At 40.0% G+C, this 25,962-nt stretch carries 26 protein-coding genes; 15 read left to right on the plus strand and 11 right to left on the minus strand.

The features are described from left to right. Positions 1 to 4 precede the first annotated feature (4 nt). Entirely contained in the window at positions 5 to 1,294 is a 1,290-nt protein-coding gene (lat, locus tag OK025_RS04740; RefSeq protein WP_317668512.1) for an L-lysine 6-transaminase, read from the plus strand. Between the two features lie 61 nt (positions 1,295 to 1,355). Here the strand turns inward: lat and OK025_RS04745 are convergent, their stop codons facing one another. The 3 genes from OK025_RS04745 to OK025_RS04755 all read right to left on the minus strand — a co-directional run bounded on the left by OK025_RS04745 (position 1,356) and on the right by OK025_RS04755 (position 3,705). Beyond that, positions 1,356 to 2,123, minus strand: a complete 768-nt coding sequence (locus OK025_RS04745; protein WP_317668513.1) for a suppressor of fused domain protein — start codon at positions 2,121 to 2,123, stop codon at positions 1,356 to 1,358. Between the two features lie 78 nt (positions 2,124 to 2,201). Continuing rightward, positions 2,202 to 2,606, minus strand: coding sequence for an energy transducer TonB (locus tag OK025_RS04750; RefSeq protein ID WP_317668514.1), 405 nt, complete (start codon positions 2,604 to 2,606; stop codon positions 2,202 to 2,204). A gap of 115 nt (positions 2,607 to 2,721) precedes the next feature. Beyond that, positions 2,722 to 3,705: a hypothetical protein gene (locus tag OK025_RS04755; protein ID WP_317668515.1), complete on the minus strand. Its 984-nt coding sequence runs from the start codon at positions 3,703 to 3,705 to the stop codon at positions 2,722 to 2,724. Positions 3,706 to 3,927: 222 nt separating this feature from the next. Here OK025_RS04755 and OK025_RS04760 point away from each other — a divergent pair, with 222 nt between their 5' ends. The 4 genes from OK025_RS04760 to OK025_RS04775 are packed head-to-tail and all read left to right on the plus strand — an operon-like array spanning position 3,928 to position 6,104. Beyond that, on the plus strand, positions 3,928 to 4,434 hold the full coding sequence (locus tag OK025_RS04760) for a GbsR/MarR family transcriptional regulator (RefSeq protein ID WP_112373885.1): 507 nt from the start codon (positions 3,928 to 3,930) through the stop codon (positions 4,432 to 4,434). Between the two features lie 4 nt (positions 4,435 to 4,438). Next, positions 4,439 to 4,801, plus strand: a complete 363-nt coding sequence (locus OK025_RS04765; protein WP_317668516.1) for a hypothetical protein — start codon at positions 4,439 to 4,441, stop codon at positions 4,799 to 4,801. Between the two features lie 4 nt (positions 4,802 to 4,805). Then, positions 4,806 to 5,186, plus strand: a complete 381-nt coding sequence (locus tag OK025_RS04770; protein WP_075990933.1) for a hypothetical protein — start codon at positions 4,806 to 4,808, stop codon at positions 5,184 to 5,186. Positions 5,187 to 5,213: 27 nt separating this feature from the next. Next, positions 5,214 to 6,104 carry a TIGR01777 family oxidoreductase gene (locus tag OK025_RS04775; protein WP_317668517.1) on the plus strand — a complete coding sequence of 297 codons (891 nt, stop codon included), beginning with the start codon at positions 5,214 to 5,216 and terminating at the stop codon, positions 6,102 to 6,104. Positions 6,105 to 6,137: 33 nt separating this feature from the next. Here the strand turns inward: OK025_RS04775 and OK025_RS04780 are convergent, their stop codons facing one another. After that, positions 6,138 to 8,249, minus strand: a complete 2,112-nt coding sequence (locus tag OK025_RS04780; RefSeq protein WP_317668518.1) for a DNA topoisomerase 3 — start codon at positions 8,247 to 8,249, stop codon at positions 6,138 to 6,140. A 110-nt stretch (positions 8,250 to 8,359) separates the two neighbouring features. Continuing rightward, positions 8,360 to 9,718 (minus strand): deoxyguanosinetriphosphate triphosphohydrolase, encoded by a 1,359-nt coding sequence (locus tag OK025_RS04785; RefSeq protein ID WP_317668519.1) that lies wholly within the window; start codon positions 9,716 to 9,718, stop codon positions 8,360 to 8,362. Positions 9,719 to 9,968: 250 nt separating this feature from the next. Here OK025_RS04785 and OK025_RS04790 point away from each other — a divergent pair, with 250 nt between their 5' ends. Continuing rightward, positions 9,969 to 11,027, plus strand: coding sequence for an aldose epimerase family protein (locus OK025_RS04790; RefSeq protein ID WP_317668520.1), 1,059 nt, complete (start codon positions 9,969 to 9,971; stop codon positions 11,025 to 11,027). A gap of 84 nt (positions 11,028 to 11,111) precedes the next feature. On the opposite strand, the gene argH is transcribed toward OK025_RS04790, so the two are convergent. After that, positions 11,112 to 12,443: an argininosuccinate lyase gene (gene argH, locus OK025_RS04795; protein WP_317668521.1), complete on the minus strand. Its 1,332-nt coding sequence runs from the start codon at positions 12,441 to 12,443 to the stop codon at positions 11,112 to 11,114. Positions 12,444 to 13,116: 673 nt separating this feature from the next. Between argH and rbfA the strand changes: the two genes are divergently transcribed. Genes rbfA through OK025_RS04815 form a run of 4 tightly spaced genes read left to right on the plus strand, consistent with a single transcriptional unit; the run spans position 13,117 to position 15,899 of the window. Continuing rightward, positions 13,117 to 13,488, plus strand: coding sequence for a 30S ribosome-binding factor RbfA (gene rbfA, locus OK025_RS04800; protein ID WP_317668522.1), 372 nt, complete (start codon positions 13,117 to 13,119; stop codon positions 13,486 to 13,488). A gap of 29 nt (positions 13,489 to 13,517) precedes the next feature. Then, complete coding sequence (gene aat, locus OK025_RS04805) at positions 13,518 to 14,165, plus strand: leucyl/phenylalanyl-tRNA--protein transferase (protein WP_317668523.1); 648 nt, start codon at positions 13,518 to 13,520, stop codon at positions 14,163 to 14,165. Further along, positions 14,158 to 15,246 carry an aminotransferase class V-fold PLP-dependent enzyme gene (locus OK025_RS04810; RefSeq protein WP_317668524.1) on the plus strand — a complete coding sequence of 363 codons (1,089 nt, stop codon included), beginning with the start codon at positions 14,158 to 14,160 and terminating at the stop codon, positions 15,244 to 15,246. Before aat ends, OK025_RS04810 begins: the two co-directional genes overlap by 8 nt. A 2-nt stretch (positions 15,247 to 15,248) precedes the next feature. Beyond that, positions 15,249 to 15,899, plus strand: coding sequence for a hypothetical protein (locus tag OK025_RS04815; RefSeq protein WP_159731357.1), 651 nt, complete (start codon positions 15,249 to 15,251; stop codon positions 15,897 to 15,899). Between the two features lie 136 nt (positions 15,900 to 16,035). Here OK025_RS04815 and OK025_RS04820 read toward each other — a convergent pair whose 3' ends face one another. Beyond that, positions 16,036 to 16,434, minus strand: a complete 399-nt coding sequence (locus tag OK025_RS04820; RefSeq protein ID WP_317668525.1) for a hypothetical protein — start codon at positions 16,432 to 16,434, stop codon at positions 16,036 to 16,038. 221 nt (positions 16,435 to 16,655) lie between these two features. On the opposite strand from OK025_RS04820, the gene OK025_RS04825 reads away from it, so the two are divergent. From OK025_RS04825 to hemL, 5 genes are all read left to right on the plus strand, one after another. Beyond that, positions 16,656 to 17,495 (plus strand): hypothetical protein, encoded by an 840-nt coding sequence (locus tag OK025_RS04825; RefSeq protein WP_317668526.1) that lies wholly within the window; start codon positions 16,656 to 16,658, stop codon positions 17,493 to 17,495. Between the two features lie 218 nt (positions 17,496 to 17,713). Next, positions 17,714 to 18,955, plus strand: coding sequence for a glutamyl-tRNA reductase (hemA, locus tag OK025_RS04830; protein WP_317668527.1), 1,242 nt, complete (start codon positions 17,714 to 17,716; stop codon positions 18,953 to 18,955). A gap of 357 nt (positions 18,956 to 19,312) precedes the next feature. Continuing rightward, on the plus strand, positions 19,313 to 20,899 hold the full coding sequence (hemC, locus tag OK025_RS04835; RefSeq protein WP_317668528.1) for a hydroxymethylbilane synthase: 1,587 nt from the start codon (positions 19,313 to 19,315) through the stop codon (positions 20,897 to 20,899). Between the two features lie 90 nt (positions 20,900 to 20,989). Then, positions 20,990 to 21,973 carry a porphobilinogen synthase gene (hemB, locus tag OK025_RS04840; protein WP_317668529.1) on the plus strand — a complete coding sequence of 328 codons (984 nt, stop codon included), beginning with the start codon at positions 20,990 to 20,992 and terminating at the stop codon, positions 21,971 to 21,973. Between the two features lie 3 nt (positions 21,974 to 21,976). Further along, the gene (gene hemL / locus OK025_RS04845; RefSeq protein WP_317668530.1) at positions 21,977 to 23,287 is read left to right on the plus strand and encodes a glutamate-1-semialdehyde 2,1-aminomutase; all 1,311 of its coding nucleotides are present in this window, start codon (positions 21,977 to 21,979) and stop codon (positions 23,285 to 23,287) included. Between the two features lie 92 nt (positions 23,288 to 23,379). Here the strand turns inward: hemL and OK025_RS04850 are convergent, their stop codons facing one another. Genes OK025_RS04850 through OK025_RS04865 form a run of 4 tightly spaced genes read right to left on the minus strand, consistent with a single transcriptional unit; the run spans position 23,380 to position 25,706 of the window. Continuing rightward, on the minus strand, positions 23,380 to 23,925 hold the full coding sequence (locus OK025_RS04850; RefSeq protein WP_317668531.1) for a DUF4252 domain-containing protein: 546 nt from the start codon (positions 23,923 to 23,925) through the stop codon (positions 23,380 to 23,382). A gap of 6 nt (positions 23,926 to 23,931) precedes the next feature. Beyond that, on the minus strand, positions 23,932 to 24,453 hold the full coding sequence (locus OK025_RS04855) for a DUF4252 domain-containing protein (RefSeq protein WP_120333165.1): 522 nt from the start codon (positions 24,451 to 24,453) through the stop codon (positions 23,932 to 23,934). Between the two features lie 6 nt (positions 24,454 to 24,459). After that, positions 24,460 to 25,149 (minus strand): hypothetical protein, encoded by a 690-nt coding sequence (locus OK025_RS04860; protein ID WP_317668532.1) that lies wholly within the window; start codon positions 25,147 to 25,149, stop codon positions 24,460 to 24,462. Between the two features lie 41 nt (positions 25,150 to 25,190). After that, positions 25,191 to 25,706: an RNA polymerase sigma factor gene (locus OK025_RS04865; protein WP_205399855.1), complete on the minus strand. Its 516-nt coding sequence runs from the start codon at positions 25,704 to 25,706 to the stop codon at positions 25,191 to 25,193. Positions 25,707 to 25,962: the final 256 nt, after the last annotated feature.

The raw sequence follows: 25,962 nt of genomic DNA on the forward strand, positions 1-25,962 counted from the left end.
AATTATGAGCAACGTACATGAAAGATTAAGCAAACATATATTGGCCGATGGATTTCCTTTGGTTATGGATATGGAAAAATCCCATGGTTCTTATGTCGTGGATGAAAATGGGGATGAATACCTCGATATGTTCAGTATGTTTGCTTCCATGGCCGTGGGTTACAATCATCCACATTTGGTCAAACAACGTGACTTCTTAGGCAAAATGGCCGTCAATAAGCCAGCCATGTCTGATATTTACCCAAAAGAGTTTGCTGATTTTGTCGACACTTTTGACCGCGTAGCCATACCGAAAGAACTCTCCTATGCCTTTTTCATATCAGGCGGAACACTCGCCGTGGAAAATGCTTTAAAAGCTGCCTTCGACTGGAAAACAAGGCTTAATTTTGCACAGGGAATACAAAAGGAAGCCAGCCAGGTCATTCACTTTAAACAGGCTTTTCATGGCAGATCTGGTTATACCCTGTCCTTAACAAATACACAAGACCCCAGAAAATACCTTTATTTTCCAAAGTTCAACTGGCCACGCATTACCAATCCGAAGTTGAGCTACCCCTTAACAAGCGAACATATCGATCAGACGATTGCTTTGGAGGAAAAGGCTGTCTCTGAAATACACCAAGCCCTTGCCGCCAACCCCAACGATATTGCCTGTATCATTATTGAACCGATACAGGGTGAAGGTGGCGACAACCATTTTCGAAAGGAATTTTTCGTACAGCTTCGTCAAATCTGTGATGAAAATCAGATCCTATTGATTTTTGACGAAGTACAGACCGGATTGGGTATTACGGGGAAAATGTGGGCTTACCAACATTACAACGTAATTCCCGATATCATTGCCTTCGGCAAAAAAGCCCAGGTATGTGGTATACTGGCGAGTAAGGAAAAATTTGATCAGGTGGAACATCATGTCTTTAAAGAATCCAGTCGTATCAATTCAACATTTGGTGGCGATTTTATGGATATGCTCCGCTTTAAATTAATTCTTGAAGTCATAGAACAGGAAAATCTCGTTCAAAATGCAGCAGAAAAAGGGCGCTATCTACAAGATAAGCTCCAGGAACTGCTAGCGAAAAAACCGCAGCTGTCCAATTTACGAGGTGAGGGTTTATTCGTTGCATTGGATTTCGCATCGGAAGCTGCACGCAATGAATTTATCAAAAATACCTATGCAAATAAACTGATTATGTTAGGCTGTGGAGAGAAAAGTATCCGTTTTAGACCGCACCTTAATGTGAGTTATGGGGATATCGATAAAACGATAGCAATTATAGAAAAGAGTATTTCCTAAAAAATAAGCAATGCTAAAAAGCTTCAATGTAGCCTATAGCATTGCTTATTTTTTTTATAAACTATCTACCTCTACATACATTGGGACGGTCAATATCGACCAGTTCTGAAATTCCATACTCATCAAACAGGTCTAAGAGTGCATCTGTACCCTCTTCAAGTTTGTAATCCATCTCTTCTTTATATACAGGGATCATTGCATAAAAATTGATCAGATTACCATCTTTGGTTTTTAACTCCAAAAATTCCTCATCAAAACTTAGCATAGGTGGAAGCAGCAACATACAACCGAAACCTGTATTTGCAATATCCTCGGCTTCCATCCCATTGGGAATGGTATGCCCATATCCCAACCAGGTTTTGTACTCATGTGGAAACCGCGCTAATCTTTTCAAAAAGTAGACCGGCCAATAATTGTTGTCATCCTGAAATTCCTCTTCTCCGATCTTCCAATCTGCGGGCAACACGACCATCAGCTCCGCCCGCTCATAAGTCTCTTTGTTTTCAACTTCATCTGGAACATGCATGGCCAAATCACTCATGCCTGAAGTAACCAATATATGGAATGGATAGTTTGCACTTGGTTTAATCCAATGCACATCGATATGAACAAGTTCGGAGATAATCTCATGGAACACCATATCGGGTTCGGCAATATATTTGGTCAAATGCTCCTCGATTTCATCCAGATAGACACATTGTACCTCCGGAAATAGGCTTTTTGGATCCTTATCATCAGATTGATCTTCATAACGGTAGACCGTAGACCCTCCGGCAGTAATTTCTGTATCTTTTTTTTCGGACGGAGATTCTTCCTCTTCGCCGCTCATAATTTTTTTGACTTTATCCCAAAATGACATATTATCTTATAAAAGGTGAAAACGTTAGCGATTATTTTCTATTCAAATTTATTCAATTACAGCTACTACAGGCTGTCTAAATCTTGTTTTAACTGGTTTTCCTTTGACCTGTCCCGGCATCCATTGCGGCGATCTGCGCATGGCAGACAACACAGCCTTTGCAAACTCGGGACTCACCTTATCGGGATTCTCGATTTCAATATTACAGATCTCCCCGTCTTCACAAACAATAAATTTCAGCATTGCCGTCTGCCGAGATCCATATTTTGCATAGGCCACACTGTCCATTGCCCTGATTGTTCCCGACAAATCCAAGTTATTTTGCAAAAATCTGGACCAGGCCACCACCCCGCCCTTAAAATAGGGAAAATCATCAACGTGCTGTGCAATACTGTCTGCAGGAATATCCCGTTTAGCAATCACTTGTGCACCTGCGGAAGTACACAATACCATAAAAAATAGAATTGAAAAAAAAGTCTTAAATCCCGTTAAATACATAACCTATCCTATCCATAATCGTACCATTTAACGCTTGTATAAGATAATTTATTGCTTTAAATCCTCCGGACTAATTGAGCGGCATAGCAACCTCTGCAATAAACGCCCCTTTTTCATCAACAAGAAAACTGATCGGATGCTCCGGATTTTTAATAATCTCGAATAAAGTCAATCCCCAAGGTTTCCAAAAATTTTCCAAAACTTGGCCATAAGTCTTATTTTGCCAATGATCAAAGATAGGTTTCATCGACATATCTGCTAATGGCATAGGTTCAACATAGACTTTTTGCGGGGTGTTTAGATAGGTATAATCTGGCAGACGGTTAAATAAGTAGGCTGAATAAAAATAGCGGGCACACAATTCTTCAAACTGGATCGGGTGTAATGTTTTGCCCGCAATGACTTTGAGAATATCCTCGTGATAAATATTGTTTGTCGCATTATCTTGAAGACAGGCAACTACAGCAAAGTTCTTCATACGGATCGAGAAGATCAAGGTATTGATTTCATCACGATACATAAATGTATCAGGTGCATTCTCAACAGGTACAACAACCAATGAAAATGGGAATGTATTTTCAAACTCCATCGGTACAACCAGAGACTGTAACATTGCATGTAGATTCGTAAAACGCTGCGCGAGTGCCTGAGAAAAATTCATATCTTCACCAGAAGCTTTTTGCTGCTGAATTCCCGCAAGAATTTCATTAAAAACCACCCCATAGATGATTTTTGTCATCCATTGAAACAATAGTAATGGATCCAACTGTTTGACGGCTTCATAGCCTTGTTCAAACGACTGTTCTACCGCACGCTCCATTTGCTCAATAGCTTCAGCAGCAGCCATGGAACACGGTAGTTTCAACGATTTGTAAGTAACCAGATTCTCATCCAGCATTTTAAAAGGTTTATCTTCCAATTGAAAAGATTTCATCATCCATACAGGAAACACCTGAATGGATTCTTCTTCCGACTGAAGCTTATTCCCTGTTAAAAAACAAATATCTGAATCAAACTGAAATTGTTTGAATGGATTATACAAAGTTGTCGCCATAATGCAGGCAAAGTTAAAACAAATCGAAAAGTCCGCAAGAAAAGCAAATTCTTATTACGATATGGTGACTTGCATCCTTAAACTTATTTTATTTTCAGAAATTATTGAAAATTCAAAAACTTTAAATACCTTTGATATAGGCAATCACAAAAAGGATGGGAAAGCCGATCGGTTCAATAGTCCGATAAAAACAAATTGAGGTATTGGCAAAATAAAAGTACGATGGAATTACAAGAAGCAAAACAACAGTTCATAGACACCTGGGGCGCATTAGGTTCTGAATGGGGGATCAACAAATCTGTTGCTCAGGTTCATGCCCTACTCCTTTCCGCAAGCAATCCCATGTCTACAGATGAGATTATGGAAAAGTTGGTGATTTCCCGCGGGAATGCCAATATGAGTATCCGGCAATTGATCGATTATGGTATTGTCTACAAAAAACATATTGCTGGTGATCGAAAGGAATATTTCGTCGCAGAGAAAGAGGTCTTAAAATGGGCGATGAAAATTGCGGTGATGCGTAAGCAGAAAGAGCTTGACCCCGTTATGGATATTCTAAAGGATATAAGCCGGAATACCGAAAAGGACCAGACAGCAGAAGGCAAAGAGTTCCATAAAACGGTAAAGGACATCCAAAATCTGACGGATCAACTCGAAACAATTGCCAACAAGATTTTCAATACAAGCGGCGGAGATTTATTAATCAAATTGATCAAACTAATGATGTAGCGTCATGAACTTCAATATCCTAGCGTACGCAATCTACGGCCTGCTCACCTGTTATATTATTCTTTGGGTGGGTCGGTTATTCCATAAAAATGGTCGGATTTTCATCCGATCACTTTTTCACCAGGAGGTCAACTTGGCCGATACGACAAATAATTTATTGCTGCTGGGATATTATCTACTCAACATCGGATATGCAATCCTCCAATTTAGTTATTGGCGACAAATTGAATCATTTGATGAAATGATCAGCAGCATTGCCTTTAAAACAGGACGATTACTTTTTGTCCTTGTTGGGTTACATTACTTCAATATGCTCAGTATTTACTTTTTCGCAAAAAGAAAGAATTCATTAACCATTAAACATTAATATCATGGGAAATTTAACAGTTATCGGGTACTTTATCTACTTACCCATTGCAATAGGATTAACCTATTATGTTGCCTACGTGCTTTTTAAAAATAGCATTGTTTACATGAATGATATCTTTGCCGGCAGGCCGGAGGTAGCCCATGCCACGAATAATCTATTTCGCATCGGATTCTACCTCATGAATTTGGGATTTGCACTCTATATACTTGAAATCAGCCTGTACAAGCCGAGCATTCAGGAACTCATTGAGCGTCTGAGTTATAAAATCGGTGGATTTAGCATATATCTTGGTGTAATGCTCTTTCTTAATATGTTTCTCTTCTTTAGAGGCAAACGGATTGCAAAACAACGAAGAAACATGGATACAACCTTCAACGCCTAATAAAAACAGACTGCAAATACACTTGCCATGAATAAAATAGTCATCGCTGGAGGAACAGGTTTTGTTGGACAATATCTTTCCGAGAGATTTCGTACATTAGGCTATCACGTAATCATCATTGGCCGTCGGCCGGGCAATATCCTTTGGACCGATCGATCCGCTATTTCCGATTCACTGGAAAATGCAGCGATGCTAATCAATCTAGCCGGAAAATCTGTCAACTGTCGGTATAACGAAAAAAATAAGGCCGAAATATTTTCTTCACGAACAGCAACGACTACGCTTCTCGGGGAGCTCATAGCAGGCTGTACCAATCCACCAAAGCTATGGCTAAACGCGAGTACCGCCACCATCTATCGTCACGCCGAAGATCGTCCAATGACAGAAAGTTCGGGGGAGATCGGAAGAGGTTTTTCCGTTGATGTTGCAACATTATGGGAAAAGACTTTCTTCGACTTCAAATCGGAAAAGACAAGACAGGTGGCACTTCGGATGGCGATAGTTTTGGGCGCGGATGGAGGGGTTATCCTTCCTTTTAAAAATCTTGTACGTGCCGGACTAGGGGGAATACAGGGAAATGGCCGGCAATATTTTAGCTGGATTCATATTGAAGATCTATTTCAGCTTATTTTGTTCTTAAAAGGCCATGAGGATTTGTATGGTGTCGTCAATTGTGCGGCACCCAACCCGATTATGAATAAGACTTTTATGGCAACTTTTAGACAGGTAATGAACCGCAAAATTGGCCTACCATCTCCAAAATGGCTACTGGAAATAGGTGCGGCTTTAATTGGCACGGAGACAGAGCTGCTTTTAAAAAGCCGTTGGGTATTACCTGAAAGGTTGGAGAACAGTGGATTTACCTTCCAGTTTCCAACAATTTCAACTGCTTTGCAGGATATTCTGCAGCGGGAATAAAAACCGAAAAGATAAATACGTGGGGTAAACCGTTTATCCCACGTTAACCTTGAAATTTTCAAATACAAGCGGCGCAGTGACAATGGCGCCCTCGTTATTTTTTACGCCTTTAAACTCGGAGGTTTTTCCTTTCTCCAGCAGGTTCTTCATCTCTTTTTCGTCCAGAAAGATACCATTTAATGTCCGCCAGATCTTAAAATCACATCCACGGGCATAATGGTCGCACTGGGCCACTTTATCGTAGAGCAAAATCAATCCCTTCTCACATTTCGGACATTTTATCTTCCCTTTTTGTTGAGGTTTAACTTCCTCTTGTACGAGAGAAATCCGCAGTGTCAACAATTCTTTTGTGATTTTGGCCGTATAGTCCTTAATATGTTTCATAAAAACATCGTAAGACACTTTATTGGCCCGCATTTCCTCCAGCTTCTGCTCCCATTTACCGGTCAAGGTTACTTTGGCAATGGAACGATCTTTTACAAGATTGTATACCGCAAGCCCCTTTTCCGTTGGAATCAGTTTTTTCTTGTCGCGCTTAATATAATCACGTTGAAAAAGTGTTTCGATGGTTGCAGCACGCGTAGCAGGTGTACCAAGTCCACAGTCCTTCATGGCCTGACGCATCTCATCATCTTCAATTTCCTTTCCAGAAGTTTCCATGGCCTTTAGTAAAGAAGCTTCCGTATGGATAGGTCTTGCTTTTGTAAAACGTTCGGCAAGCTCGAGGGTCAGAACCTGCAATAATTCCTCGGCTAATAGCCTCGGTAATTGCGCATTTTCATTATCCTGATCGTCATTGTTCTTATCTTCATCAGGCGCTTCGATCTGCTCCGCGGAAAGACGCCAGCCGTATTGCTTGATCACAGTACCTTTGGCGATAAGTTCAACTCCCTGCGCATCAATTGTCACGGTGGTAATATCTTTTATACAAACTTCCGAGAAACTTTCCACCATACGCTTGGCAATCATATTGTAAACGTTCTGTTGCTCTTTGAGCATGGGCCCCGGCTTTTCATCCGTCACCAACAAGGCGTGGTGATCTGTTACCTTTTTGTCATCGACAGAACGTTTGTTCAATTTTGCGCCGATCAGATTTTTTGCAATCGATGCGATGGATTCATCCGCGGTATCTGCTAAATGTTGAAAAAGTGCGCCAATTTCTTCAAAAACATCCTCACCGATGTAACGGGAACCCGTACGCGGATAAGTAATGACCTTCTTTTCGTAAAGTGTTTGTGCAATACTCAGTGTCTGATCTGCCGAATAACCATATTTTTTATTTGCATCCTGTTGCAGCGATGTCAAATCAAATAGCAAGGGGGGCTGCTCTTTTGTTTCTTTGGCTTCCACCTTTGCCACACGGGCATTGGAACCAACGGTCAATCGCGCAATGGTTTGCTCGGCAACATCCTTTTTATCGATCTTATTGGAGGTTGCCTTAAAACTGATATTGTCTTTTTCAAACCCGGCCTGAATTTTATAAAATGCCTGGGGTTTAAAATCTTTGTTTTCCAGGTAGCGCGAACAAATCATGGCCAAAGTTGGTGTCTGCACACGGCCCAAAGAAAGTAATCCTTTATTTCCCGCCGCCAAGGTGATGGCCTGCGTCGCATTAATACCGATGAGCCAGTCTGATTCCGAACGTGAGCGAGCAGACATATATAGGCTATCGTATTCGGTACCTGCTTTCAAATTGGCAAATCCTTCTTTAATGGCCTTATCTGTTTGGCTCGATATCCAAAGGCGTTTAAAAGGGACTTTAGAACCCAAAAAATAGTATATATTACGAAAGATCAATTCCCCTTCCCGTCCAGCATCGGTCGCCACAATAATTTCTTCGGCCTGTTCTAAAAGGGATTTTATGGTGTTGAGTTGTTTCACTGCTCCAGTATCATCCATCTGCTTGCCATCACGCTTCACCTTCTTCGACTCCAGCTTAAATGTTGGTGGAATGATCGGCAAATTCGAGATTGTCCACGAATTGTATCCGTAAGCCTGTGGCGTACAGAGTTGAACTAAATGACCAAAAGCATACGTAAAAGCATAGCCATTGCCGGCGATATAACCGTCTTTGACTTCCTTCGCCCCCATCACTCGAGCCAGATCACGCGCCACGGAGGGCTTTTCAGCAATTACAACCTTCATGTTAGATATGAGATGTTAGATTTTCGATCCGAAACCAGCTATAATACCCGAGGATATTACAGTTAGCCTCAATTTAATATTGATGTTTTAACCCTTTACCTTAAACGTCCCTATTCTATTGATGGTATCGTTATTCCCTTGATTTTACGATACAACTCTATCGCATAAACATCAGTCATACCTGAAACAAAATCCAATACACAACGAATTTTTGAATACGAATCTTGTTTGTCCGTATAAAATTGCTCAGGAATTAACGCAACTAGCTTTTTATCATAGTTGTTCTTATTCTTCTTCAGGTATGCCGGAACAAACTCTTTCAATAGGGCATCCATCACCCGGTAGCCAGCAATCTCAATCTGTACAACCGTAGGTGCATTATAGATTTTTGCAATGGAAATCTTCGAGATTTTGTTCATTTGTGTAACAATCTCTTCATCTAGGGCATCCATCAACGCTGATCCGAAAGATCCTGACAGAAACTTGTCCTGCTCACGTACAAAGACATCAACACATCCTTTAATCAAGGTATTGATCGCTTTGGCACGTAACAATGCTACGCGGCTTGGGGTATCCAGCAATCCATCGAGTCTGTCACGAAGATTTTCTTTACCACATAGTGGCAATAGTAATTCTTCCACTTCTTGATAGGACAATATTTTAAGGTGATGAGCATCTTCTAAGTCAATAATATTGTAACAGATATCATCTGCAGCCTCCACGAGATAAACCAAGGGGTGTCTCAGATAGCCCTTTGGATTAGCGGGATCTTTTAATAGTCCCAATTCATTGGCAATCTTCTCAAACGCCTTTTGTTCTTCTGTAAAAAAGCCATATTTCTTGCGGTGATGGCTCTTCTTAAGGTGGCCATCTATTGCCAGACAGGGGTATTTTACAATCGAAGCCAGGGAAGTATAGGTCAATGCAAAACCTTTGGGATCCTTTCCTTGGAAGGCATGCGTGAGAATCCGCAGGGCATTTGCATTTCCTTCAAAATGGGTCAGATCGGCCCATTCTTCGGCCGTTACCTGCTCTTGGTATTTACGTCCATCTCCATCTGTGAAATACGTGGATATGGCAGATTCACCCGAGTGGCCAAAGGCAGGGTTGCCCAGGTCATGTGAAAGACATGCCGCAGAGATAATATTTCCGACTTCTTGCAAAAAGGGGTAATCATTATCCAGGTTTGGATTTTCCTCTTTCAACTGCGCATAAAACATACGCCCCAAAGAGCGGCCCACACTGGCAACTTCTAGACTATGAGTTAATCTATTATGCACGAATACAGCGCCGGGAAGTGGAAAAACCTGCGTCTTATTCTGTAATCTCCGAAATGGGGATGAAAAGATCAAACGATCATAATCCCGTTGAAATTCCGACCGGGCCACAAGGTAACTATCTACGCTCCGATCTTCGTAACCCCAGCGCTTTGCAGAGAGCAAATCTTTCCAATTCATTTTTTCAGACATAGCGCAAACTTAGATAAATTTGCCTTTAAATACAATTATAATCATAGAAGACCGATTCGGAAATGACCCGAATGACTGTCCGTATATCGCTATATATTACTCCTGTTATTCACCTATTCAGGAGTCATTTTTGCAACATTATCGATGATTGCATTTCAAAATGACAAATTTTACAAACAGCTGTTATCAAAGTCATTTTTATACTGGTTATATTCTGTATCTTTAACCTAAATACCAATAGGGATCCATCATGACGAAATATCAAACACTTATTCCAAAACATTTTGAAGGTACAATCGAAGGCAAAAACACGCATTTGCTCTTATTAAAAAACGAAGGCGGCATGCAAGTACTCTTAACGGATTACGGTGCACGTATTGTCAGCATTTTGGTACCTGATAACAAGGGAAATTTAGTGGATGTTGCACTGGGTTTCGATTCCATTCAGGCGTATTTGGATTCTGATGAAAAATACCATGGCTGTACTGCCGGACGTTTTGCCAATCGCATTGCTGATGGCAAATTTGAGCTCAACGGAAAACAGTATACGCTTCCGCAAAACAATGGCAATAATTGTCTTCATGGCGGTATTTCGGGCTTTCACGATAAGGTTTGGGACAGAAGGGTAACTTACCAATCGCACGTCGAATTTTATTATGTTTCCCCAGATGGTGAAGAGGGCTTTCCAGGAAACTTAAAAGTTATGGTTTCTTATACCCTGACCAGAAATAACGAGATCATTATCAAATATCACGCGCAATCGGATGCAGATACACACATCAACTTGACCAATCATACATACTTCAATCTGGATGGGGAAGGCAGTGGCGACGTATTGCAGCAGATCCTTCAGATCAACTCAGATGAGGTCTTATTTGTTGACGACAACCAGATACCAAATGCAATAGTACCAGTTGAGGGCACCGCCTTCGACTTTCGCACCCCCAAACCAATTGTTCAAGATATTACTGCAAATAACGAACAATTGATCGCCGCCAAAGGCTATGACCATTGTTATGTCAACAACCAGCCTATTTCGCAGCCTTGTGCAACAGTTTATTCAAAAAACACGGGCATTCAGCTGGATGTTTTCACAACGGAACCGGGTGTACAACTCTATACAGCAAACTGGATGACGGGAAATGATTTTGGCAAAAGAGGTTATAAGTATCTGCCTTACGCCGGATTCTGCCTGGAAACACAACATTTTCCGGATACGCCCAATCAGACGGAATTTCCTTCAACCCTGTTAAAAGCGGGCGAATCGTTCGACTCCGAGACACACTTTAAGTTCTCTATAAAAAAATAAGAAAAGAAAACGGCCGATAAGCACATGCTTACCGGCCGTTTTATGTTGATGTGCTGTTTCCTTTGTAGGGCCACAGCATATTTTTTATTTTAAAAGATCATCCAATGCTGATTCGACTTTTTCAAAACCAAAAGTTGCTTTGACCTCTTCGAACATACGTTGGATCTGATCATTGCATAGATTTCCAATACTTCCTTCGTGGGTATGGTTTACCTCTTTTGATGGCTTGAAACGGCCTTCATCGATATCAATACCGATAGTCCTGTAGGCCTCCCGGAAAGGAACCCCTTTCAGTACCTCATTGTTCACAACTTCCACAGAGAACAAATAATCATATTTTGGATCGTCCAGGATATTGTCTTTAACAGAAATATTTTCCAACATGAAAGCTGCCATTTCAAGACACTCATTGAGCGATTTAAAAGCCGGGAATAGATTTTCCTTTAACAATTGAAGATCTCTATGGTAACCAGATGGCAGGTTGGTCGTCATCAACGCAATTTCATTTGGCAGCGCTTGTATCTTATTACAGCGCGAACGGATCAACTCAAAGACATCGGGATTCTTTTTATGCGGCATGATGCTCGATCCCGTCGTTAAATGTGCCGGAAAGGAGATAAAGCCAAAGTTTTGATTAATATACAGACATACGTCCATTGCAAATTTGGCCAATGTCGCCGCGATGGAACTCATGCCCTGTGCTAAGATACGTTCGGTTTTACCTCTCCCCATCTGTGCATAAACCACATTGTAATTTAGGTCTTCAAATCCCAGCAACTGCGTCGTCATCGTTCTATTTAATGGAAAAGATGATCCATAGCCTGCAGCAGATCCTAAAGGATTCTTATTACAAACCTTCCAGGCTGCACGCATCATCTCCAGATCATCAACAAGGCTTTCTGCGTAAGCACCAAACCATAATCCAAACGATGAAGGCATCGCAATCTGCAAGTGCGTGTATCCAGGAATCAGAATATGCTTATATCGCTCACTAAGCTGGATCAATTCATTAAAAAGAGCTTCCGTATTCCGGATGATATGCTGAATCTCTGAGCGGAAGTATAATTTTAGATCGACCAAAACCTGGTCATTACGGGATCTGCCGGAATGAATTTTTTTACCGGCCTCTCCAATACGCTGTGTAAGCAGCATTTCGACCTGTGAATGCACGTCTTCTACCGAGTCCTCAATACGAAAGTCACCGGCTAAAATTTCCTTATAGATATTTTTCAGTTCTTTTTGTACAAGCACTAGATCCTCATCGGTCATCAGATTTATGCTATTCAACATGCGTGTATGGGCCAATGAACCCAAAACATCCGCAGCAGCAAGTTGCAGGTCCATTACGCGGTCATTGCCCACCGTAAACGATTCTACAAAAGAATCGACATCTATATTTTTTTGCCAGATTTTCATTCGTATAATTTCTTTTTGATCCTGTTATTATCAAAAGCCTTTGGCCGGTTTAGCGTTGATCGAAGCTCCTGATAATTCTATCACATACAATTTTTACAAAAATACCAATTGCAAATGGTTATATCAATGCAAAGATTGCAGACATTTTTGGGATACGATTTGGGTGAGAACTGAAAAGGGCAGCAAAAAAAAGGAGCTGTTACAAAAAAAAATAAATGTTAAAAGTTTGTTAAATCGCGATAAACACATTTTATAAGTAATCACTCACTTTATTTTTAAAAGTTATTTTGTCAGTTTTTTAAGTATTCCTATGTTTGTAGTGTAAGGGAGATGAAAAAATAGAAGATGGTAGGGTTAGTAAATACTTACCGCTTTAAATACACCGAATTTTAGAACCAAATATGATAGACCCCAAAGTCTTAAAACTTGAAAGAAATTACCTAACCAATTGTGAATCGAAATTTAAAGGCACGTCAAACCAAGATGTGCCTTTTTTCTTGTGCAGCTTATTTTAGTTTTTTCAAAACTGTAATCCGTTCGCTACCAATCGATGGTTTATTGTATATATTTTGTCAAGTAAGCGACAAGAGCCCGAGCCAAGTTTCTCTTTTAATTGAAATTTTGGCTATTTTTGTTTAACATAATTGATCATATTCAACATAAAACGTATACGATGGGAACAGAAAGCAAGAGACAGCAACGTTTTGCTGGGGTCATTCAACAAGATTTAGCAGCATTATTTCAACGCGAAGGTAATTCATGGGCTCCCGGAGCATTTATTACGGTGACACGGGTTCGTGTTACGCCAGATTTGGCGATTGCACGTGTTTACGTGAGCTTTTTGAATACAAAAACGGCACAGGAGGATATTAAGGCCATTCGTTCCAAAACATCTGAAATACGCTACAAACTGGGTGCAAAAATTAAGAACCAGGTGAAGATCGTTCCTCAATTGGAGTTTTTCCTGGATGACACCAACGAATATGTGGAACACATGGATAAATTATTTGAAGAGATCAGTAAAGAACCGCGTCAGCCAGAATAATGCCATCTATCGTAGCATGTTAAACAACAATGGTATTTGAACTGAATACGAAAAGACTTGAGTTTGCGCACCCAAGTTATGCAGATGCAGATGGTTTACTCGCCGTAGGGGGAGATCTTTCGATAGATCGTTTGCTACTGGCCTATAGTAACGGAATTTTCCCGTGGTTCAGTGATGATAGCCCCATACTTTGGTATGCTCCAAATCCGAGATTTGTAATCTATCCGTCCAAGATCAGGATCAGCAAGAGCATGGCGACTGTTCTCCGGAAAAAAACATTTTCCTTATCGATAGACCGAAGTTTTAAAGAAGTCATTCGGCTTTGCGCGGCTATCGATAGAAAAGATCAGGCCGGAACATGGATAACAGAGGACATGATAGACGCATACAGTAAACTCGCCGCACGGGGTTATGCACATTCGGTGGAAGTATGGCACGACGGCTTTCTGGTTGGTGGGCTTTATGGCGTGTTAATCAATGGCGTCTTTTGTGGCGAAAGCATGTTTTCAAAAGTCGCCAACGCTTCGAAAGCGGCCCTGATTTATCTCGCGCAAGAAATTGAACTTCGGTTAATTGATTGCCAATTTCACACGGATCATTTGGAAAGCATGGGCGGAGAATACCTCTCCTTGACAGATTATTTAGCAATACTAACAATAGACCAAAGACATGAGTAGTCCATATCGCAAACATTTTGACATCGCTTCGGAGGTAACTTACCTAACGACACCGGGATCCGGCTTACTTTCACGTGAAACAAAGGCATGGCGTGCCAAAAGGGACCAAGATTTCTTTGACTCGAATACCACCTTAAGCGAACAGCAAGGCGCAACTTTAGATGACTGTCGGTATACACTCGGTAAATTTTTCAATTGCCCTTCCCAAAATGTCTTCTTATCAAGTTGTTTTTCCTTTGCCTTCAATGCGCTATTGGCAGGTTTACCAAAAGAAGCTAAGGTTTTATTACTGAATAATGATTATCCTTCCGTTAATTTCCCGACGATTTTAAGTGGTTTTGAGCACCAATTTGTTACAATGGACGAACAACTGGAAGCGAATTTATTGGACACGATAGCAACGTTTAAACCAGATGTCCTTATCCTCTCCATTGTTCAATATATTTCGGGGTTAAAAATAGATCTTTCCTTCATACAGGAATTAAAGCATCAGCATCCCGAGTTGTTGATTGTAGGCGACGGCACCCAATATTTAGGGACGGATCTTTTTGATTTCGCACTTTCAGGTTTTGACGCTGTATTATCAAGTGGATACAAATGGCTTATGGCTGGTTTTGGAAACGGTTTTATTCTCTTAAGTGAAAGACTCAAAGCAATGCTTTATGCGGATATTCAAAAAAATTACAGCTTCCTCAACAATCAATGGATGAATAAATCTGTGGTACAACTCTGTTTTGAACCAGGGCATTTGGACACCCTATCGCACGGAACGCTACAGCAGTCTCTTCTGCAATTGGAGGAATGGGGATTTGCCGAAACAGTAGCCTTTACCCAAAAATTGATCGAAGATGCCCGCGCTGAACTTGCCGAGAGAAAACTGTTATTGGATAGCATCATCAATAGACGTCCGCAGAGCAATATTTTCAATATTCAGATCAACCCCGATTATTATCAAACTCTCCTGGATGAGGGCATAAAATGCTTTCCCCGAGGTTCGGGCATCCGTGTCGGATTTCATTTGTATAATGATCACTCGGATCTTGAAAAGCTACTATATATTATTGACACAAAAGTAAAGTAAACATGAAATTTAGAATAGGCGACTTAGTACGGTTTGTCGATGAACCCATTGAAGGGCATATCACATCCATGCAGCCCAACGATATTGTAGGCGTTACAGACGACACTGGTTTTGAGATTCCGGTGCCAATGGATAAAATCACCCTTGTCTTCGGTAATATGCGTCGCGCAGATGATGAACTTGACCAGCATGCGACACCACTGACACCGCATCGATTTATCGAAAAAGGAATACTTCTGGCAATCTCGGGAGATCACAAAGATGGACTTGCCAAATTACACATCATCAATGAAACGAGCTTTGAGCTCCTGGTATCCGTATCTGAAGCGACAGCGAATAAAGTGAAAGGTATTTTCAGCAATAAGATACCGCCGCACGACTCTATGCAGTTTTATACAGGCAACTTTGCAAATGTTGGGAAATGGCCTACTTTCCGTTTTCAGATCATACGCCATAGCGGCAGTTTGCAGGAACTGACCTCACCAATCAACAGGGAACAACGTGTTCGTCCTGTAGATCTTACCAATCCAAAAGTCCTTAACGAAATTTTGGATGAAAAAATATGGTCTTACGAACTGGATAAGATTGAAGAGGATTTAGGACTGGACAAGCTAAAAAGTCATTTCGTACCGCATCGTCCAAACAAAAAATAAGCTAGATGAAATTCATCTAGCTTATTTTTTTTCTGAAACTGCTTGATCTTATTGGCCAGAAAGAACCTCCAGTCCGCTTTCATTGCTGTTGGTGTCTGCGAAGTCATGAAGGTTTTATTTGGCAAACGGCTTTATTTTATTCAGCTGCCGCAGAAACCTTCTTGGTACTCAACACTAACAGTAAGATTCCAATCAAATAGACAATCCAGCCCCAGCGCATGTGCAAGGATTTAGAAAGCAATTTATCGGCAAATCCCCAACCGAAATAGTTATTGATCTTAAACCAGACCGCTGTTATACTCAACAGGTACCAACAGGCGGCTAATCGGGTCATCCATTGATAAGCTCGAACTGCACGAACAAAAAATAAAAGGGCCGTCACCCCCAAAATAAGTAATGTAATAAAGAATAAATAGGCATCTACCTGATATAAATTCCAATTTCCTTTAATAGGTACTTTTAAGAACGGTGTCATGCTGGACAAAAAAGAAATGACTAGTCCAACGATGGCAACGTATTTTTTGATAATAATCATGATTCAAATTCCTTTAAAACTGCTACGAATATAAGTTGAATATTGACACATATATAACTTGTATTTCACTTTTTGAAAAATTATTCTATTTTTAAGCGCAATTAACGCTTAGAACAAATAAAAAACAGGGCTAATCAAAAGACCAACAATCATTTAGATCTTGTTTTCCACTTGTTTAAAAGAGATGAGTATAATTTTTAGCATTAAGCCGAATAATAAACATGAAAAGAGAAGTTGAAGAAATCACCGCAGATCAACCCACACAGCCAAATAAAAAGAAAAGAGTATATATCATTATTGGCGTCGTTCTGTTGGTTATCCTAGCGGGTGGCGGATATTACAATTATAGCCAGCGACAAGCTTTCGACGGCTTGCAAGTAGATAGTACCGCGACAGCTGTTGTCGGATTTGATAATGCCGATCCCAAAGACCTGGAAGATGCTGATGGATGGAGTTCATTAGAAGACTATCAACACTGGAATAATGCAATCTTCACTCTTCCGGAATACGACAACATCCCATTACGCTATAGAAGGGGGATTACAAAGATTTTTATGGGCAATAACTACCTAGAACCTGTAGATGATAAACCTATATACAAGTTTACTCGGATAAAAGATCGGGCTAAATCTGTTTTCTGCTATGGGAACTTTACAGATCGCAACGATGCAGACAGTTGGAATAAAGAAATGGCGTTTCTGATCGAAAAGAATGACTATCAGAGCAGTGCCATCTGGATCATATCTGCAAAAGGCGATATTTTATTCTGGAAAGAATATTCCAGCGAACTGCCACTCATCAACAGCTTCAAAAAGGGACAGAAAATTTTTATGGATGAGATGAAATTAGTGCCGGCTCCTGCTGATGGAATTATTGTCAAGAATAAAAATTCCAAATATGCATTAATTTACAATAAAAGCAGTAAGACCTTCGATAGCTATTATCAATATAGTGACAGTGAAATTCAAGAAGCTACTACTTCTGAAGAGGAGCCTTATGTGGAAGAATTGGAAGATGTCACTATCGATTCGGCAGCGACAAATACGGGTATCAAAGAGTAGTTTATCCTATTTTATAGCTAAAATTTTCGTCACGACAGATCGTGACGAAAATCATTCAGCACCATATATCAATATAATTACCTATAAAACAGTGGATTACATATAAAAAATATCTATTTAAAATCTTTCTAAATTAATCCCTTTGACAGATTTTTGACACAAGCACAAAGCTTTTAAGCTACATTTGTACCGTTAAATATAAGCGAGGGATTAGAGCTTTGAAAAATCTTAAAGTATTAGCGTTTACTCATAAACATGTCGAACTAAAAGATCTAGGTAATCTAGTGATCTGCAATGAGGATTTAGAAAGTCGCCTCATCAATCTAAAGCATAGCCTAGACATTCCAGAGATCTTTTATATTGGTACTTGTAACCGGGTAGAGTTTGTATTTTATGGTGCTCACGAATTGACCCATGAATTCATTGCTGATTTTATGGGAAAATTGAACTTCTGTGTCCCTCAGGAAAGACTACAATGTTACTTGGGACAGGTCAACAAATACGAGGGTATGGATGCTTTAAATCACCTGCTTCGGATGTCATGTTCACTTGAAAGTCTTGTTGTTGGTGAAAAAGAAATTTTGGCACAGGTACGTCGGGCATATGATCGTTGTAGAGAAGCTGGTTTTACTGGAGATTTTCTACGTCTGATGATGGATCGTCTCGTAAAAACTGCTAAAGAAGTATACACCTATACTAAAATTTCCAGAAACCCAATTTCAGTCGTTTCTCTTGCCTATCGCAAATTACGCGAATTAAAACTGGTTGAAAATCCTAGGATCGTTATCATCGGCTCCGGAGAAACCAATCAGAATTTAGCAAAATATTTCCAGAAGAACCAAAAAGCCAAGTTTGTTATTTTCAACCGCACAGTGGAGAATGCAAAGGCCCTAGCCGAAGAATTAAACGCTGAAGCTTACCCCTTGGCCGCTATTGATCAGTACAAAGAGGGTTTTGATATTCTGATTACTTGTACCGGTGCACCGACTTCCATTATTGACAACACACTTTATCAATCCTTGTTAAACGGAGAAACTGATAAGAAAATCATCATTGACTTAGCCGTTCCAAACGATATCGATGCTGAAGTTCTCCAAAATAATCCGATTCATTATATTGAAGTAAGTAGCTTACAAGCTATCGCGGAGAAAAACATCCAAGAGCGTTATAATGAACTGGAGAGTGCCGAAAAGATTATCCAAGACAATATCCAAGAATTTTTACCTTTAATCAAACAGCGACGTGTAGAAGTTGCTATGCGTGAGGTTCCTGAAAAAATTAAAGAAATTAAATCATTCGCTCTAAATGAGGTTTTTGCCCAAGAGGTTCAAGCCCTAACCCCCGAAGCGAGAGAAGTCTTGGAAAAAGTCATCAACTATATGGAAAAGAAATACATCAAGGTTCCAATGGTTATGGCGAAAGAAATTTTGGTTAAAACTCCAGAAACGGAAAAGAACTAACACTAAACCTGCTGCTTGGAGCAGTGATTTCCTTCTACTTTTTATTATCCCTAGGTTTTGTACTAAGGTTATTCTGCTCACTGAATGTGCTCTGCTCACATCCCGTGGAGCTACCCTTTGACTGTTTCACATAAATTTCGGTTTATCAATTATTTCCTGACATATAATGACAGTAACGTGTCAACATATTCCTTTCATTTATTTATTTTTGCTCTGATAAATGGTGTTAAACACATTTTTCCGAAATTGTTCATTTTCCGGGGCTCAATTGAATTAAAACACATTCTGTGCTAGTTGAATACGTAGCTACCGGTGGAACATCTTTGTGATTGTTTTAATAGGTAAAGTAAAATTAACGTGAATAGAAAACTAATTATTGGTACCCGGGGAAGCGTTCTTGCCATGTGGCAGGCAAATTTTGTAAAAGATCGATTGGCAGAAATCGGAATTGAAGCAGAATTAAAAGTCATTAAGACACAGGGTGATATCATTCAACACCTTCGTTTGGATAAATTAGAAGGCAAAGGATTTTTCACTAAAGAGCTTGAGGAAGAGCTTTTAAGCGGGACCATTGATTTAGCTGTACACTCACACAAAGATTTACCTACGGTCAATCCTCCAGGATTGATCATTGCAGCGGTTTCTGAGCGCGAAGATCCAGCTGAATTATTGATTATCCACAAAGATTGTGTGGACATCAAAAAACGTCTTTCATTAAAGCACAATGCGACAGTTGGAACATCATCTAACCGTAGAAAAGCGCAGATCTCGGCACTACGTCCTGATCTAGAATTTGACGATCTCCGTGGTAATTTGCAGACAAGAATCCAAAAACTACGTGATGAGCAATATGATGCCATAGTACTTGCAAAGGCAGGTATTAGCCGTATTGAAATGGATATTACAGATTTTCATGTGGAGGAGATTCCTCCTGTTGAAATTATTCCGGCACCAGCGCAAGGGGTACTTGCTATTCAGATCCGTGAAGTTGACAAGGAACTTTTTGAAGCTTTACAGCCCCTGAATAATGAAGAAGTAGCAAAAACAATCTCCGTAGAACGTTTGGTATTAAATAAATTTGACGCCGGATGTCATGCGCCACTTGGCTGTTATTGCCGCAAAAGCGGTGATGAATACGAAGCTTGGGCCTCTATTGCTGAAACAAGTGAAGAATTCCCTGATCGTGTTTACCTTAGAGATACTGATGTGACACGTTTAGCGGAGCGTATTTTCAATAAGTATGCAAAGGATAGAAAGCTGCCACAATCTGTATTTATCTCCCGAGAGGTAGACGAAAACTCCTATTTCGCTAGAGCAATGGCCAAACACAATATTACTATTGAGGGCCGCTCTTTGATCAAAATATTCCCCATTATCAATAAATTGGATCCTTTTATCCTAAAACATGTTGACTGGATTATATTTTCAAGCAAAAATGGTATTGAGCACTTTTTCAATTTAGAGCCTCGTTTGAGCAAAAAGACCAAAATAGGTGTCATTGGCCGCGGCTCGGAGGAGATTTTGCGTAAATATGACCGCGTTGCTGATTTCTCTGGCGACAGTGAAGGCATCAATATGGAGGAAATTGCGAAGAAATTTGCTGAATTGGCCAATGGTGGTACCGTGCTTATTCCTCGTGCGAAAGAATCTTTGGAAACAATCCAAAAAGCGTTAAGCCCGGAGACGAAAATCATCAATATACCGGTATACGAAACAGTCTTAGAAGAAAATGTAGATCCATCCAATGCGGAGGTATTGGTCTTTACCAGTCCAAGCAACGTGGAAGCTTATTTTGCGGACAATTTGTTGGAACCGGGCCAGAAAGTAATTTGTATTGGCCGCTCTACCGGTGCAAAGTTTGATGAGATGAATGTCCCTTATACACTTCCTTATTCTCCAGATGAAATCGGTCTTTCTGAAGCCGTTTTTGGATTGGAGTATTAGAATCGTATAAAGTAGTTTGTATTTCAACGTCGGTAAACGATTCCACTGACATTGGAATAAACAACATAGATCATAAATAATCTTAATATAATGTTACAACGTCCGAGAAGAAATCGTAAATCTGCCGTGATTCGCGACATGATTCAAGAGACACGTTTAGACGCGTCAAATTTGATTTTCCCACTTTTTATCATCGATGGGCAAAATCAAAAAACTGAGGTTAAATCGATGCCTGGCATCTATCGCTATTCAATAGACAATCTATTGAAAGAAGTGGAAAGTTGCCTAAAGTTGGGCTTACGCTCATTTGATCTTTTCCCTAACATTGAAGAGTCCTTAAAAGACAAATATGCGACAGAAAGCTACCGTGATGGAAGTTTATACTTACGTGCAATTGCAGCCGTAAAGAAAAATTTTCCGGAAGCTTGTATTGTAACGGATGTTGCCATGGACCCTTACAGCAGTGATGGGCACGATGGAATTGTCGAAAACGGTGAGATCCTAAACGATGAGACATTAGAGGTATTGGGCAAGATGGCTTTGGCACATGCGCAATCAGGTGCAGATATCATTGCTCCATCAGATATGATGGATGGCCGCATCGGTTACATCCGTGAGCTATTGGACCATAATGGTTTTACAAACGTTTCTTTGATGTCCTATACGGCAAAATATGCTTCGGCCTATTATGGTCCTTTTAGAGATGCCTTAGGCTCGGCGCCCAAGCATGGCGATAAAAAGACCTACCAGATGAATCCTGCCAATGCAAAAGAGGCGCTTATCGAAGCACAGCTCGATGCACAGGAAGGAGCAGATTTTCTGATGGTAAAACCAGGACTTCCCTACTTAGATATCGTTAAACTTCTTGCAGATAACTTCGATCTACCAATTGCGGTGTATAATGTCAGCGGAGAATATGCGATGTTAAAGGCGGCTATTCAAAACGGCTGGTTAGACGAACGTGTCATTCTAGAAACGTTATTGAGCTTCAGACGTGCTGGCGCTACAGCAATCTTATCCTACCACTCCAAAGAAGTATTGGAGAAAGGTTTTATTTCGCATTCAACTATTTAGACTATGCAAGCACCTGATATTTCAAGAGCAAAATCTGCTGAGCTATTTGAAAAAGCAAAACAATATTTCCCTGGAGGCGTAAACTCTCCTGTTAGGGCCTTCAAATCCGTATATGGTACCCCATTATTTATTGAGCGTGGCGATAAAGCACATCTTTGGGATGCGGACGGGAATGAATTCATCGATTTTTGTTGTTCATGGGGTCCCCTAATTTTAGGGCACAATAATGATCAAGTTCGTGAAGCTGTAGCGGCACAACTCGGGAAAGGCTTAAGTTTTGGCGCTCCTACTGCGTTGGAGAACCAACTGGCTGAGTTGATTATCGAAAACAATAGATTTATTGAGAAAATTCGCTTTGTCAGTTCTGGAACCGAGGCTGTAATGTCTGCTATCCGTTTGGCTAGAGGCTATACGAAACGTGATAAGATCATCAAATTTGACGGCTGTTATCATGGCCACTCCGATTCTCTTTTGGTGAAAGCTGGTTCTGGCCTGGTAACCTTTGGTGAGACATCTTCGGCGGGTGTACCTAAAGCATTTGCAGACGAAACCATTGTCATCGAATTAAACGATAAGCAAGCTTTAGAAGCTGCTTTTGCAGAGTTTAAAGATCAGATTGCGGCAGTTATCATTGAGGGTATACCTGCAAACAATGGTTTATTGTTGCAAACTAAGGAGTATGTTCACTTCTTACGTAATATCACCAAAGAACATGGTGCAATGTTGATTATGGATGAAGTGATCACAGGATTCCGTATTGGTTTTGAAGGTGCTTCAGCTTACTATGATGTACAACCTGATATTATTACCTATGGAAAAATTATTGGTGGCGGAATGCCTGTCGGTGCTTATGGAGCCTCAAAAGAATTGATGGCCTGTATATCTCCTGATGGTGCAGTTTACCAAGCGGGAACTTTATCCGGAAATCCAGTTGCTATGGCTGCCGGCATTGCTGCATTGGGTATCTTGGCTCAAAAGGATTTCTACACAAATTTAAATGCCAAAACAGAGGCCTTTGTCAATGATATGCGTACTTATATTGCTGAGAAAGGATATAAAGTTCAACTTTTCCATGTTGCTTCTATTTTTTGGTTTGCATTCACTGAACAGCAAGAAATTAAAAAAGCGAGTGAAATCGATCCTAAATCGATGGAATCTTATAAAATTATGCACCGCGAGTTGTTAAATCGCGGCGTTTATTTTGGCCCTTCAGGCTATGAAGTAGGTTTTGTTTCTGATGCACATACAGCAGCGGATCTTGACCAGGCAAAAAAACATATTTTCGATGCGTTGGACATTGTCTTTAGCGTATAAAAATCAAACTACTATAAAAAAGCCCTCCAGAAATATACTAGAGGGCTTTTTTTATAGGTTAGCGGAAGTTTCGGTTTGAATCAACGTACTTATTAAAGTTTATTTGCCAACTTCTTATCTTTGGATTTCATCTTGTTTAATCCGGCGATAAGTTCATCCAACGAAAACTTACCTTTGATATCCATAAACACACTTTCATCTTCATCATCATGGACCAGTAAAGAAACCCGCTGGATGACATTGTTCTTATCAATACGAGCGTTTAGCGAAATTTCCTGGCCATCGGTGTTAATAACCAGAAGTTCCTCAAATTTATTTTTCTTTAAAAACTTATGGTAATCGTCCAAAATACGCGCATTCTTTGTTTTATCATTATTCGAAAGCGTCAGCATCCTGAACTTCTTCAATTTCTTTACAATTTCGGCCATTGCACGAGTATCTTCATCGTTATCATCTTTTAAGGCTTTTTTCATAAAGGGTTTTGTTAACCACATCGGTAAATTGATCGCAACAATCTCAGCATCTTCAGATACATTAGACCGACTGACGAAGTCCATATTGGACGCTTTTTTTATCATGCATGATTGCATGGAGAAAAGAACGCCAACTAGGCACAACAAGGTTAGTAATCTTTTCATAATTTTCTACTTTTTGTTGTTATCTCCTTTGTTCTTATTTACCTTATTGTTCCCTTCGTTGACCAAGCTAGTCACATCTTTCAACGGTATAGCCCCGTCAAGAATCATAAATAGGTTTTGCCCATCTCCATTGATTGTAAGTAACAGATTGTTTAGGATATCTGCATTTGCAGACATATTTTCTACCATGAATCGGATATCTTGCCCATCACTGTTTAGCGACATAAGCTCTTCATATTTTAAATTAGACACCGCTCCCCGAATAATACCTGTTAAAGCTTTATCTTCTCCATCCTCAACAATCAGCATCCGCAACGATTTAACATTCTTAAGCAGTGGTGTAATTGTCTGCATATCCTCATCGTCTATTTTCAAATTACCCAATAGTTTGAACATCGGCGCCCCGATTTTGAGTGTTGTCACACCTTTCTTTCCTTGATATTGTTCAAAAAGTTTATCCAATTTTGAAATTTGTGCATTTGCCATACTTGCTACAAGTAGAAGGCAAGCTATTAAAAATCCTTTCATCTTATTTTAGTTAATCGTTATTGACATTTGTTTTATATTCATTGCTTTATCTACACCATTTTCCAAATTATTTGCCAGTAAACCTAAAGATTTTAGGGTCAGTTCAACAGCTTCCTGTTCGTTCGCGACAGGTTTCCCATTCAAAACAACATAATCTGCCCGGTAGGATTCACTTTCGACTGACTGCAGACCTTCAGCAACTATTTTCTTCTTTTCAGTCCATTCCTTCGCTTGTTTTTTCACTTTAGGGCGTTTGAACGTTTCTGCGATCTGTAACGTCTTACCCCTTTTCGCCGAACGGAAGCTATCATTAGAGTTATGAACTACTGTTTCTTTATTTTGATCTTCGATTAGCTGCTTGTCCGTGGATTTTAGCTCTTTCATTTCCTTTTCGGCAAATACCGGTACTCGCGTTGTTGGTTCCTGATTTAGGAATAGCGCAATTCCAATAGTCATTAACAACATGGCTGCTGCTGCATATTTGATCCAGCTATTTTTCCACCATATAATACGTTTCTTATCCTCATTGATCTCACTTTGGAAGTCCTCAAAGGACCAGTCCATTGTCTTATTTTTTTCCTGATTCAATGATTGAAAAAAAGCATTGTCCGAGTTTTTCAATGTTCTTTCTTCCTCTAATGACGACTGGCCATTAAAGTACTTCTCTTCCAGTTCTTTTAATTTCTTATCTTTCATCACTGTATATCTTATTTTCGAAGAAGATGAAACAATCGGGTTTATTTTTTACCTGAATAAATCCGCGTGGTTTCATAATCGAATAATTTTGTCAACTGTTCTTTTACCTTCTGTCTTGCACGCATCAGATTAACTCTGACTGCTGACTCCCCCATCTCCAATACTTCACCGATTTCATCGATGTCATAATCCTCAACATCGCGCAGATGCATAACAAGCCGTTGTTTTTCGGGAAGAGAATTGATCATCTCCAGAATAATTTCTTTCGTATTCCCAACGGTATGTTCGGTCATCGCAACAACCTGATGCTGTTCAACAAAATCCGCCCGGACCTTTTCTCTTTTTAAGCGATTGAGTGCTTCATTTTTCACACTCTGCATGCAGAAGGCTTCCATATTTTTGTATTGAAGCAACTGATCTTTTAATTGCCACAACCGCATCATCACATTTTGTACCGCATCAAAAGCCTCGTCATCATCAATCAAGATCCGCTTCGCAAAGCGAAATAGCTTATCCTTATGGATGAAAACGGTATTTTTAAATTGCTCTTGATTCATGTTATCGTCAATATTGAGACTTACGCTATTTTAATTTTTAATCGGCTTATGCTCCATCTCAATATCACCCGTGCCTTTTATATAATCAAGACATTTCAGCAGATCGATTTATTACATCTAATATGACTATTTTTTTAAAAATATTTAATTCACTGTGTATTAAACTTCAATGCGTAGCCCTAACGGCCTATTTTTAACCTTATTACAAACAAAATAGGGACATAGACTGTTACTTAAGATGCTGAATGATTAAAAA

Origin of the sequence: Sphingobacterium sp. UGAL515B_05 (assembly GCF_033097525.1) — a bacterium.
Classification (GTDB): domain Bacteria; phylum Bacteroidota; class Bacteroidia; order Sphingobacteriales; family Sphingobacteriaceae; genus Sphingobacterium.

What these genes read in the sequence shown, in the direction of transcription:
- lat (WP_317668512.1), top strand. Translation starts at nt 5, where the DNA reads ATGAGCAACGTACATGAAAGATTAAGCAAACATATATTGGCCGATGGA.
- hemB (WP_317668529.1), top strand. Translation starts at nt 20,990, where the DNA reads ATGTTACAACGTCCGAGAAGAAATCGTAAATCTGCCGTGATTCGCGAC.
- OK025_RS04860 (WP_317668532.1), bottom strand. Translation starts at nt 25,149, where the DNA reads ATGAAAGATAAGAAATTAAAAGAACTGGAAGAGAAGTACTTTAATGGC.
- OK025_RS04775 (WP_317668517.1), top strand. Translation starts at nt 5,214, where the DNA reads ATGAATAAAATAGTCATCGCTGGAGGAACAGGTTTTGTTGGACAATAT.
- OK025_RS04790 (WP_317668520.1), top strand. Translation starts at nt 9,969, where the DNA reads ATGACGAAATATCAAACACTTATTCCAAAACATTTTGAAGGTACAATC.
- OK025_RS04815 (WP_159731357.1), top strand. Translation starts at nt 15,249, where the DNA reads ATGAAATTTAGAATAGGCGACTTAGTACGGTTTGTCGATGAACCCATT.
- OK025_RS04785 (WP_317668519.1), bottom strand. Translation starts at nt 9,718, where the DNA reads ATGTCTGAAAAAATGAATTGGAAAGATTTGCTCTCTGCAAAGCGCTGG.
- OK025_RS04745 (WP_317668513.1), bottom strand. Translation starts at nt 2,123, where the DNA reads ATGAGCGGCGAAGAGGAAGAATCTCCGTCCGAAAAAAAAGATACAGAA.
- hemL (WP_317668530.1), top strand. Translation starts at nt 21,977, where the DNA reads ATGCAAGCACCTGATATTTCAAGAGCAAAATCTGCTGAGCTATTTGAA.
- OK025_RS04770 (WP_075990933.1), top strand. Translation starts at nt 4,806, where the DNA reads ATGGGAAATTTAACAGTTATCGGGTACTTTATCTACTTACCCATTGCA.
- OK025_RS04810 (WP_317668524.1), top strand. Translation starts at nt 14,158, where the DNA reads ATGAGTAGTCCATATCGCAAACATTTTGACATCGCTTCGGAGGTAACT.
- OK025_RS04825 (WP_317668526.1), top strand. Translation starts at nt 16,656, where the DNA reads ATGAAAAGAGAAGTTGAAGAAATCACCGCAGATCAACCCACACAGCCA.
- OK025_RS04760 (WP_112373885.1), top strand. Translation starts at nt 3,928, where the DNA reads ATGGAATTACAAGAAGCAAAACAACAGTTCATAGACACCTGGGGCGCA.
- OK025_RS04850 (WP_317668531.1), bottom strand. Translation starts at nt 23,925, where the DNA reads ATGAAAAGATTACTAACCTTGTTGTGCCTAGTTGGCGTTCTTTTCTCC.
- rbfA (WP_317668522.1), top strand. Translation starts at nt 13,117, where the DNA reads ATGGGAACAGAAAGCAAGAGACAGCAACGTTTTGCTGGGGTCATTCAA.
- OK025_RS04750 (WP_317668514.1), bottom strand. Translation starts at nt 2,606, where the DNA reads ATGGTATTGTGTACTTCCGCAGGTGCACAAGTGATTGCTAAACGGGAT.
- OK025_RS04855 (WP_120333165.1), bottom strand. Translation starts at nt 24,453, where the DNA reads ATGAAAGGATTTTTAATAGCTTGCCTTCTACTTGTAGCAAGTATGGCA.
- OK025_RS04865 (WP_205399855.1), bottom strand. Translation starts at nt 25,706, where the DNA reads ATGAATCAAGAGCAATTTAAAAATACCGTTTTCATCCATAAGGATAAG.
- OK025_RS04820 (WP_317668525.1), bottom strand. Translation starts at nt 16,434, where the DNA reads ATGATTATTATCAAAAAATACGTTGCCATCGTTGGACTAGTCATTTCT.
- OK025_RS04755 (WP_317668515.1), bottom strand. Translation starts at nt 3,705, where the DNA reads ATGGCGACAACTTTGTATAATCCATTCAAACAATTTCAGTTTGATTCA.
- OK025_RS04780 (WP_317668518.1), bottom strand. Translation starts at nt 8,249, where the DNA reads ATGAAGGTTGTAATTGCTGAAAAGCCCTCCGTGGCGCGTGATCTGGCT.
- aat (WP_317668523.1), top strand. Translation starts at nt 13,518, where the DNA reads ATGGTATTTGAACTGAATACGAAAAGACTTGAGTTTGCGCACCCAAGT.
- OK025_RS04765 (WP_317668516.1), top strand. Translation starts at nt 4,439, where the DNA reads ATGAACTTCAATATCCTAGCGTACGCAATCTACGGCCTGCTCACCTGT.
- argH (WP_317668521.1), bottom strand. Translation starts at nt 12,443, where the DNA reads ATGAAAATCTGGCAAAAAAATATAGATGTCGATTCTTTTGTAGAATCG.